This window comes from Okeania sp. (assembly GCF_983059655.1).
Genome location: NZ_CEZPJD010000242.1, coordinates 1 through 10,191, shown reverse-complemented (window position 1 = coordinate 10,191; position 10,191 = coordinate 1). Strand labels below are relative to the sequence as shown.

Annotated in this window: 10 protein-coding genes; 4 read left to right on the top strand and 6 right to left on the bottom strand. The window is 36.3% G+C overall.

Annotated features, from left to right (window positions below):
* Positions 1-27 precede the first annotated feature (27 nt).
* On the top strand, positions 28-153 hold the full coding sequence (locus tag AC3DU7_RS15145; RefSeq protein WP_488040159.1) for a hypothetical protein: 126 nt from the start codon (positions 28-30) through the stop codon (positions 151-153).
* Positions 154-705: 552 nt separating this feature from the next.
* Here the strand turns inward: AC3DU7_RS15145 and AC3DU7_RS15140 are convergent.
* Positions 706-2,811 (bottom strand): NACHT C-terminal helical domain 2-containing protein, encoded by a 2,106-nt coding sequence (locus AC3DU7_RS15140; RefSeq protein ID WP_488040158.1) that lies wholly within the window; start codon positions 2,809-2,811, stop codon positions 706-708.
* Between the two features lie 179 nt (positions 2,812-2,990).
* Here AC3DU7_RS15140 and AC3DU7_RS15135 point away from each other — a divergent pair, with 179 nt between their 5' ends.
* The gene (locus tag AC3DU7_RS15135; protein ID WP_488040161.1) at positions 2,991-3,530 is read left to right on the top strand and encodes a phospholipase D-like domain-containing protein; all 540 of its coding nucleotides are present in this window, start codon (positions 2,991-2,993) and stop codon (positions 3,528-3,530) included.
* Between the two features lie 92 nt (positions 3,531-3,622).
* On the opposite strand, the gene argJ is transcribed toward AC3DU7_RS15135, so the two are convergent.
* Positions 3,623-4,864: a bifunctional ornithine acetyltransferase/N-acetylglutamate synthase gene (argJ, locus tag AC3DU7_RS15130; RefSeq protein ID WP_488040157.1), complete on the bottom strand. Its 1,242-nt coding sequence runs from the start codon at positions 4,862-4,864 to the stop codon at positions 3,623-3,625.
* A gap of 596 nt (positions 4,865-5,460) precedes the next feature.
* Here argJ and AC3DU7_RS15125 point away from each other — a divergent pair.
* Both AC3DU7_RS15125 and AC3DU7_RS15120 read left to right on the top strand, forming a co-directional pair.
* On the top strand, positions 5,461-6,135 hold the full coding sequence (locus tag AC3DU7_RS15125; RefSeq protein ID WP_488040160.1) for an RNA-guided endonuclease TnpB family protein: 675 nt from the start codon (positions 5,461-5,463) through the stop codon (positions 6,133-6,135).
* Positions 6,107-6,361 carry a transposase family protein gene (locus AC3DU7_RS15120; RefSeq protein ID WP_488040156.1) on the top strand — a complete coding sequence of 85 codons (255 nt, stop codon included), beginning with the start codon at positions 6,107-6,109 and terminating at the stop codon, positions 6,359-6,361. Before AC3DU7_RS15125 ends, AC3DU7_RS15120 begins: the two co-directional genes overlap by 29 nt.
* A 196-nt stretch (positions 6,362-6,557) precedes the next feature.
* Here the strand turns inward: AC3DU7_RS15120 and gifA (AC3DU7_RS15115) are convergent, their stop codons facing one another.
* From gifA (AC3DU7_RS15115) to AC3DU7_RS15100, 4 genes are all read right to left on the bottom strand, one after another.
* Positions 6,558-6,752 (bottom strand): glutamine synthetase inactivation factor IF7A, encoded by a 195-nt coding sequence (gene gifA / locus AC3DU7_RS15115; RefSeq protein ID WP_488040155.1) that lies wholly within the window; start codon positions 6,750-6,752, stop codon positions 6,558-6,560.
* 45 nt (positions 6,753-6,797) lie between these two features.
* Positions 6,798-6,992, bottom strand: a complete 195-nt coding sequence (gifA, locus tag AC3DU7_RS15110; protein WP_488040155.1) for a glutamine synthetase inactivation factor IF7A — start codon at positions 6,990-6,992, stop codon at positions 6,798-6,800.
* Between the two features lie 210 nt (positions 6,993-7,202).
* Complete coding sequence (gifA, locus tag AC3DU7_RS15105) at positions 7,203-7,397, bottom strand: glutamine synthetase inactivation factor IF7A (protein ID WP_488040154.1); 195 nt, start codon at positions 7,395-7,397, stop codon at positions 7,203-7,205.
* Between the two features lie 550 nt (positions 7,398-7,947).
* Positions 7,948-9,567, bottom strand: a complete 1,620-nt coding sequence (locus tag AC3DU7_RS15100; RefSeq protein WP_488040153.1) for a glycoside hydrolase family 57 protein — start codon at positions 9,565-9,567, stop codon at positions 7,948-7,950.
* Between the last annotated feature and the right edge of the window lie 624 nt (positions 9,568-10,191).

Sequence of the window (10,191 nt, the reverse complement as noted above, 5' to 3'; positions counted from 1 at the left end):
AGAGTATTTGTCTAATTGTGTTTAACTTTGTCCAATTATTTGAATACTGTTGATAACCCTAATGGTAGCGAAGATGGTTTCGGTGATGGCGGTCAATTTGTTACTTTGACAAATACTCCATTGTTAGAAGCAGAAGATTTCTCGATCAGATAAGCGATTGTTCTTTGTATTAGGCAAAGTCAACTGCTTTAGTAATTACCAAATTATCATTTGCTAGCGGTTTTCATCAAGGTAAACTACAGAAATAGCAGTGAGTATGGTTAAAATTTGAGGAGTCACATAACTGATAGTTGTAGTCTATTAATGAAAAACGCGACTCAAAATCTAAATATTTTTCTTGTAATTTTAAAGTCCCTAAAATAGGGTTTCATTGTTTGTTTTACCATACTCCTGATTTCATTTAAGTTCAATATATTTTGATACTATTAATTAAATATGAATGACAGCTTTTGAGTAATTTACTAACAGTATTTTGTACTTGTTTGGATGCTTTATGATATTGTTTTACTCCTATTTATATTGCAATACGTTTCAGTTAAGGATTTTTTTGGTAGTTCTGTAGTCTGAAAAGCCTATCTAATGGTTTCATATCTTATGAGTTTTCGTCTTAACTGAACTGTATTAGTTTATATTTAGATTTTTAGCAGCAATTTGAACCAATTTTTTTCGTTGCAATAGTTATGTCTGCTGCTTAGGTTTTATCTGTCATTTTTGCTCTTTCCTTTTTGCGATTTCAGCGATGGGTAAAAGTAATTCATCTTTAATTTTATTTTGAACAGAATCAGTTAAATGATAATCACTATAGTATAGACAATATAAAAGTAAAACATTTGCATGATAATATTCCTCTAAAAGCAAGCAATCATACCGACTAAATTGCCAGTTATGACCAATATTACAATACTCAATCATTAATTTTCTGAGCTTTTCCGCCCAATCTTGACTATTAATTTCCCACCAAGCATCAAACAGTTCTTCTTTTTGATTTGGGTCTGGCAATTCGCATTTTAATTTTTGTAATGCTTGTTTTAACTCTAAATCAATATACTGTCCATCTCCAGTCAAATAATCAATTTGACTTGCTAAATAATTTTTAAGATCGAAGCTCGAACACCTGCCAAATTCAAGTATATCGTATAAACTTTTGTCAATTAAAAGGTCGTATAGTCGATATTCATGTATTTCATAAACTACTTTCATTTCTTCGGCAATCTTACTAACATCAGTAGAAGTAATAAAATCAAAAAATACTTCCCCAATTTCTTCTATAGAAGGGATACCAAAAAAACTGGCTAGTTTCAAATATTCTTCTTGCTCGAAAATTCTGAAACTGTACACATATTCAAGACAAAGATAAAAAGCTCTCAAATCTAATGGAGTAAAATCTGAATCTAGAAGAGTAACTTCTCTTAGCCATTCTAAAAAATGCTGGAATTTCTCGTCTCTTACCAATAATTTATCAATTTCTTTCTTCATCAATAGAAGAGTATTATCTAGAGTATCTAATCTTGTCAAAGATTCTGCTCTAATAACTGGATGTAGCCAATATTCTCCCGCTTCAAATTCTATTAAATATCGTCTTTCTAAAGATTCAATTACCTGCATAGTTTCTGATTTTTTTACATCCCAAAGTAAACAAGAAATCCCAATTTGTTGTACTCTAGGAATTTCTCGATAAGGATAAATTCCTAAACGACAGAGAAGATTATAAGCATGACGGTCATGTTCAAATAAACGATCGAACTGACTAGCAATTAAATCCTTAATTTGCCCCTTTAATAAAAATTGTTTATTATCCAGCCAATAATCCTGTAAACTACCACCATAATATGTTTCTATTGGATGGGTAATAACTTTCATTGCTAAAGCATTTCCGCCATAGGCTTTGTGAATTTCACTCAAAGTAAGAGTATTTATATTAATTTCAAATATGCTGAAAAATTCTCGCCATGCGACCTCACTTAATTCTGGCAGTGGATATGATTCTATAAAACTTAATTTTGCCTCATTAATTTGTTCGCGACAAGTAATTAATGTTATGGCATTAATAGTGGGATGATTTAGAACTCTTGTGATTAATTCAATATAATCAAGATGCTTTTGTTTAAATTTTCCCTTTTCATCAAGAGCAGTTTCTAAATTATCAATTAATATTCCTACTTTTTCTTTTTCATTCTGGAGTAAATACTTGAGTTGCTCCAACATATCAATAAATTTTTTTTCAGCTTGCTGTTTAAATTGTTCCTTTATCTGACGTTTTATCCAACTTTTGACAGAAGTAATATATTCAGTATCCATCCCAACATTAAGCTCTAAAATTTTCAGCTTTTGAATTTGCAAATATTCACGAGCAAGAGTTGTTTTTCCAATACCTCCCTTGCCATAAATACCAATAATTTTTGCATTTCGGCTAGTAATAAGAGTATTAATATGAGCGATCGCTTCTTCTCGCCCTACAAAATCTGGTTTTTTGAGAGTATTTATTTCTGTAGTTAATTCTTGCGGTAAATAGTTGTTTGAAGAAAGCAAGATAGATGAATTTTCAGAGCAAGATTTTCGTCTTTCCAATGCTCCTAAAAAATTAGTTTTACTCACATTTTCTCCCAACGCTTTTGATAGTAACTTCCAAAAAGCAGCACCTTCATTTTTAATATGCTGCTCATCATAGCCATTATTTTCAGCAATTTTTCCATAAGTATGCTTTTGAAAAGCACCAATAAAAATAAGCTCTTCAATATCTTTGAGTTTTCTTCGTTCCTTTTGAAAAATTGCCTCATTAACAATTTCTAATACTTCTTGCTCATCCATCATTCTTTGACTAATAAAACTTACTTTTTAGGTGAACCTTACTTTTTCGTACCTAGTCAGGTTACTAAACTTCTTAACTTATCTTACCGACAAATAATGAAATTGTCAGCAGAATAGTTTCATACCTTAAATAAATAGGAAATATCCAAATTTTTATAACCACTAATTCCCACTGGGAAAATATCGACCCCTTTAACTACCAAGAACTCATCCAAGGCAAACATCAACATCGTTATTTACTCCTAAAAACCCTCCGTCAAGCTCAAGAACAAATCATTATTGTTTGCCCTTGGTTAACTCGTTATAGCCTCGATAATAATCTGATTCAAGAATTTAAAAATACCCTTAACCGCAAAGTAAAAATACAGATTAATTGGGGATGGCAACAAGATATTGGTAATGTTATTATTCCTGGTAATGGTTGTTGGGAATTTAAACCTTCTAATACTTGGAAATACGATGCTATGAGTGAATTACGAAAACTTAAACAATTATACCCCAAACATTTTCAACTGAAACTAATAGGCACTCATGCCAAAGTTTGGGTTTGTGATTATAAGTTTGCCGTAGTTACAAGTGCAAATTTTCTCTGTTCAAAACCAGGAAATACTGATAACTGCCATGAAGAAATTGGAATTTGGACTAATAATATTAATAACATTCAAAACTTGATTAATTATTTTTCTAAAGCTCCCAACTTAGCAGCAAAAAAAATTAGCTAGGAATAGATAAAATTAGGATGCGATCGCTCCTCAAAAATAACTCAAAAAGCCATCGCATCCACCTAATATTTTTTCAGCAAAAATATTAATTATTAGGTAGTGTAATCAGCGTTAATTTTCACATAGTCATAACTCAGGTCACATCCCCAAGCTTTTCCACTACCAACACCATCCCCAACTTTGACAGAAATTAACACAGTATCATCCTTGAGGTATTCTCCCGCTGCTCTCTGCTTCAAATACTCGCTAGCAGCAGCTCGGTCAAAATCTAAAGGCTGACCATTTTCCATCATCAAAAAGTCTCCCAACTTGATCTGTAACTGCTCCTGCTCAAACTTCACTCCAGCACGGCCAGCAGCTCCGGCAATTCTTCCCCAGTTGGGATCGCGACCAAAAATAGCTGATTTTACAAGAGAAGATCCGGCAATAGTCTTAGCAATTTGATTAGCAGATGCTTCATCAGATGTTCCTGTAACCTGAACTTCCATCAGACAAGTTGCCCCTTCTCCATCACGAGCAACCGCTTTTGCCAAATAGATACAAACTTCTGTCAACATTGCCTCCAACTTTTCCGCCTCCGCCCCCACATTAGTAATAGCAGAGGTGCGAGACTGACCATTTGCCAAAGCAATTACTGTATCATTAGTACTCGTATCCCCATCAACAGTAATTTGATTAAAACTACGATTAACTGCTCTAGTCAACATCTCTTGCCATAATGGAGGAGAAACCACTGCATCACAAGTTACAAATGACAGCATTGTTGCCATATTTGGATGAATCATCCCAGAACCTTTGGCAATACCACCAATGCGCACCGGGCGATCGCCCATTTTAGTTTCCAGAGCAATTGATTTTGTGGCTAAGTCTGTAGTAACAATAGCTTTTGCTGCCGCTTCTCCCCCTTCCGTAGAAACTGTAGAGACTAACTCGGGAATTGCTGCTTTGAGAGCATCCATTTTAATTCGTTTGCCAATAACTCCTGTAGAAGCTAGTAATATTGACTCTGGAGAAATATTGAGTGTTTTTCCCAATGCTTCAGCACTTTCCACAGCATCCTGCCAACCCAAACTTCCAGTACCAGCATTTGCTTGTCCAGAATTACACAAAATTGCCCTAGCACTTGGTTTAGCTTCTAGCTGTTGCCGACAGTAGTCCACACAAGCAGCTCGTACTTGATTTGTCGTGAAGACTCCAGCTGCGATCGAGTCTACATCTGACAAAATCAAGGCCAAGTCTGGTGCTCCGGAGGGTTTGAACCCCGCAGTAACTCCTGTTGCCCGATATCCTTTGGGAGCTGTTACCCCACCATCAATTACTTGCCAGTCTGACATTTTTCTTCCCTTTATTTGATAATTGTGCTGATTGGCAATTATAAATGATTTAGGGGGTGATTAACTGTTGAATAAAAATTGTAGAAAGTAGTTGCTATTTGTAGAAAAGTGTTTTAATATTAAACAGGTAACTAAAGCTTAGGAAATAATTCAGGTGAATGCGACTTGTTGACAGACATATGATTAACCGAACACATATCTATTGGCAGGTGTGTGATGAGTTAGCCTTTAAATCAAAAAACTTGTACAACCTGGCTAACTATTATTGTCGTCAGCATTTTTTCACTTTTCTCAAAAAGTCTAGATTTAACCAAGCTATATCACGCCACCAAAAATAGTGATGCTTATCTAGCATTGCCCACCAAGGTATCAAAGCAGATAATTAAGTGTTTGACGGCATCTTGGCGTGGCTATTTTCAAGCTATAAAAGAATGGTCATTTCAGTTATCAGTTATCAGTTATCAGTTATCAGTACCTCTGCCTGAAGTCAGAGGCTTGAAATATTGAACTTTATTTTTTTCATCCCCTTGAAAGGGGAGGCTTGAGACCTTCTTTTTTGGTCAAAACACCCACAAAGGTTTCTAGGTAAACCCAAAATACCAAAGTATAAGGACAAAACCAAAGGCCGAAATGTAGTTATCTACTCAAAAGAGTCTGTATATAAAGCACCACTAAAAAACGGTATTTGTCACTTATCTATGAGTGATATCAAAATACCTGTAGTGGTTGAGTCTGTAGTTGAAGTGAGGATAGTACCTGCAACTGGCTGCTATGTAATTGAAGTTGTGTATGAAAAAACTGAACAACAACGGATAGAGTCTACATATATAGCAGGAATAGATTTAGGGATTGATAGATTAGTTGCTCTAGCTACAAACAAGCCTGGTGTGAAACCTCTGCTTGTTAATGGGAAGCCACTAAAAAGCGTCAATCAGCTTTACAACAAGCGAAAAGCTAAATATCAAAGTGTTCTCAAGGGCCAGAAAAAAACTAGCCGTAAGATTGAAGCGTTAACCTATCACCGAAATCGTTTTGTTTCCAATTATCTGCATAACACCAGTTTCTTAGTGGTTGAGTATTTAACCACAAATAATATTGCTACTGTAGTCATAGGCAAAAATGATAATTGGAAACAAGGTGCAAACATGGGCAAAAAAAATAACCAAAATTTTACTCAAATACCTCACGCTAAGTTAATTCAACAGATAACTTATAAGTGTCAACTGGTTGGGGTAAAAGTCATTGAAACTGAAAGATTGTTACACCAGTAAAACATCTGCTATTGACCTAGAATTGCCCTGTAAGCATGAATTGTATGTGGGAAAACGAGTCAAACGTGGTTTGTTTAGAAGTGCCACAGGTAAAGCGATCAATGCTGATGTCAATGGCAGTATTCAGATAATCAGAAAGAAATTCCCAGAGGCATTTAGTGCCGTTTGCGTAGCATTCCGAAGGATGGGAATAGTGAGCTGCGCCGAGAGCGCCAGTGTTGGTTAATCCAATATCAAGATATTAAGCTGTCACGATTTTCTACAGTTTAGTTCATACGGTATTACAGATTAAAATTCATCAAAAATCTATATTTTCATTTGAGGATAAAAAAATCAGTCGCAGCTTCCTTTGATGGATATCTCAGATAGGGAAGCTACGACTCTTGAGTCAAAAACATTATTCAATTATTCAGAAAATATTTCTAACTCATGGAAGCATGACTACGGTCATAAGTAGTGACAAAACTAGGATGTGGTTTTCCTTGAATATTTCCCCAGTAATTATCTGCTTCTACACCGACTTCTGTTGCGGTGCGATTCAGCATTGACTGTTGACGATTTTTCACTAGGTTGTGATGACGGATCATTAAGGAGCGAGCTTGACTTTCTACAGACATATTTTTCGTTCTCCTGTTGCTTGTTGTTGACTTTTGATTTTCACTCTAGCTCATGGAAGCATGACTACGGTCATAAGTAGTGACAAAACTAGGATGTGGTTTTCCTTGAATATTTCCCCAGTAATTATCTGCTTCTACACCGACTTCTGTTGCGGTGCGATTCAGCATTGACTGTTGACGATTTTTCACTAGGTTGTGATGACGGATCATTAAGGAGCGAGCTTGACTTTCTACAGACATATTTTTCGTTCTCCTGTTTAATTAACTGTTGTTTGTTAAAGATTAATGAAGATGGCAAGAAAGAAAATAAACTAGATTATTTTTGGATAATAGCGTGATAGAACTCCGTTCCGCTTACGCGACCAAAAACCTTTTCCCTTTGAACCAATATTTCCTTCTGCCCTCTGCCTTCCTTACTCCAAAGTGTTAAGTATTCAACCGGACATGATATTAGCTCATCGAAGCATGACCACGCTCATAATTTTTCCTAAAGCTAGGCTGTACTTTTCCTTGAATATGGCCCCAATAGTTACTATTTTCTAAGCCCACTTCTACAGCTACTCTGTTTAGCATTGACTGTTGACGATTTTTTACGAGGTGGTGATGACGTACCATTAAAGAGCGTGCTTGAGGTTCAGTAAACATCTTTAGATTTTCTCCCCTGATTATTTAACTTATGTTTGGGAAGTTTTTTCCCTTACACATTCATATTAACTAATAATTCTGTAACTGTTGCTACAAAATGCTATTTATTTACAAATCTTTATATTTATTCTTTCTAAACGCTATATGTAGAGTTACATTATATTAAATTAATATATGTAGCGTTTTGGCGCAATGATGAACCACATCTTTATAAACAAAACCTTGTAGGGACGTTCCCATGGAAATGTCCCTACTGTGGTCTACCCAAATGAAAACCGCTGTAATAAAAAAGAAAATAAGTTATCCCACATATAGCGCTGCGCGCAGGCAACAGAGGGAATAAAAGCTGATAGTATAAGACTTTTAGCTATTGGACACCTTCTGCAATTTGTAAATATGCCAGCACACATTGCTATAAATCATCAATTATTTCCCCCTACTGGCGTGACACAGCAAAACTATGGACTAGATTTTTTCTCCCTTGTCCTCCTTGTCTTTCTGGTCTCCCCACACCCCTCATCTAACCAACCATTTAAGGTGTGTCACGCCACTACTCCCTATTCCCTCTTTTGCTCACTGAATAAAGTGGCTTGTACACTCGATAGTTAATTTGAGGAAAGATATTGTCGATCGCCTCCAGCTTTTCCAACCAACCTGAGTCAATCTTTCCCTGTAGAATATCTTCATAGAGCTTATTAAAACGCATCAAATGAGATCTTGTTCTCCGCACAGCATAAGAAACCATAGTACCCGTACTCATTATAAAAGCCCAATCAGAAGATTGAGCCAGCAAAAGTTCTCTGGCTGCTTGATTTAATGCCCGTAACTCCAACTCATCTGCTGGTGTTCGTCCCGCTAATTCAACCATTCGCTCTGTAGTAGTATGTAGATGAGGATAAATCCAGGAGTTAGTATTATTGAGCCAATATTCATGGAAACCCTTATATCCCCAACTAGACTGTGCTGGAAGACAAACTTGATGTTCTGGGTGTTTCTGCAAATAATCCGCTAAATGAGTCATCCGATAGGTACTTTGGTCATACCAAGTTTTACGGAAGAGGAAATCCAAAAACCAAGGTCCTTCATACCACCAGTGACCAAACAACTCAGCATCGTAGGGAGAAACAATGATCGGAAGTTGCTCCATAATATGGTACAAATGCTCAACCTGGCGTTCCCGATTAAACATAAAATTGCCAGCGTGTTCAGCAGCTTTTTCCCTGGCCCAGTGTGGGTCATAAAGTTGTTTATCTCCTAATCCTAAGCCACGGCCTGTAATTTTATGATATTTAATACCAGTATTCTTTCTCTGGCCATTAGGCATAATATAAGGTTTAATATATTCATATTCTGCTTCCCAACCTAAGTCTTTATAAAACTCTCGATATTCTGGGTCTCCTGGATACCCTACTTGAGAAGACCAAACTTGTTGAGAAGATTCATGGTCTCTAGAAAAAACAGCTACCCCTGTTTCTGTAAAGATAGGAGCATAACTACCAAATCTGGGCCGTGGTCTAGCATATAGTACGCCGTGACTATCTGTTAAAAAGTAACGTATGCCAGCATCTGCCAACATTCGCTCCAGACCTTCATAATAGGCACATTCTGGCACCCAAATCCCTCTAGGACGACGGCCAAAATTTGCTTCATAATCTTGACAAGCAACTTCTATTTGTGCCCAGACTGCCTCCGGATACATTTTCATTAGTGGAAAGTAACCATGAGTGGCTCCACAGGTAATAATTTCTAGGTTATTGCTGTCTTGAAACTGTTTAAATGCAGAAATTAAGTCGCGGTCGTAACGTTCCCAGAGTTCTCTAACATTATTGAAGTGAGTGGCGTAATGTTCTGCAAGGTAGCGGATATGACCGTTATGAAGATTGTGGTCATATTCTTTTTCTGCTAATTCTTCAAGTAAGCTTAAATGATGTTCATAACGTTCTTGTAATAGTGGGTCTCGTAGCATAGACACCAAAGGTGGTGTGAGACTCATAGTAATTTTAAAGTCCACGCCATCTCGTTTTAATCCCTCAAACATTTGTATCAGGGGGACATAAGTTTCGGTTATTGCTTCAAAGAGCCACTCTTCTTCTAGGACATAATCACTTTCTGGATGTCGTACAAAAGGTAGATGGGCATGAAGAACAAAGGCGAGGTAGCCAATAGCCATAGTTTTTAAGGGTAATTAATAAAAGGGTGAACTAAAATTGAAAATATTTACAATGTTTTAAGATTGTAAGGGTAAAGAGTACAAAAGTTAACTAGCTTTTAGCTATCAGCTATTAGCTATCAGCTTTTATGACTCTTGGTAAAAATCCCCGCCTTCTTATATGTCGGATGGCCCTCGGAGGAATTGAAATCCCTTTTCCGTTCCAGAATGCTCCGCAAACAAAGGCATTTCAACAAAGAATATGCTAGCTGGCCACTGAAGTTCTTCTTTAATGTCTACTAGTAGCTAATACACATCTCCAATAATAAAAAAGAAAATAAGTTATCGCACAGAAATTATCAATTCTTTCCCCCTACTCCCTACTCCCTACTCCCTACTCCCTCTTTTCTGGATATGTCTAATACCAAGCGTGAAAAAAGAATGCTACAAAAATGTAGATATTGATTCGGATATGCTTAAAAATAGCTAATACAGTTCATTTTAGATAGTTATATCTATCTTTTTTCCCTTTTTTTCAATATTTAACCCTTCTTCCTTTTTCCCTCTCTTCCCTCTTCCTTATTTTGTACGGACGTTGCATGCAACGTCCCTAACATTTGTAACAAACATTTATAAAATTGGTAT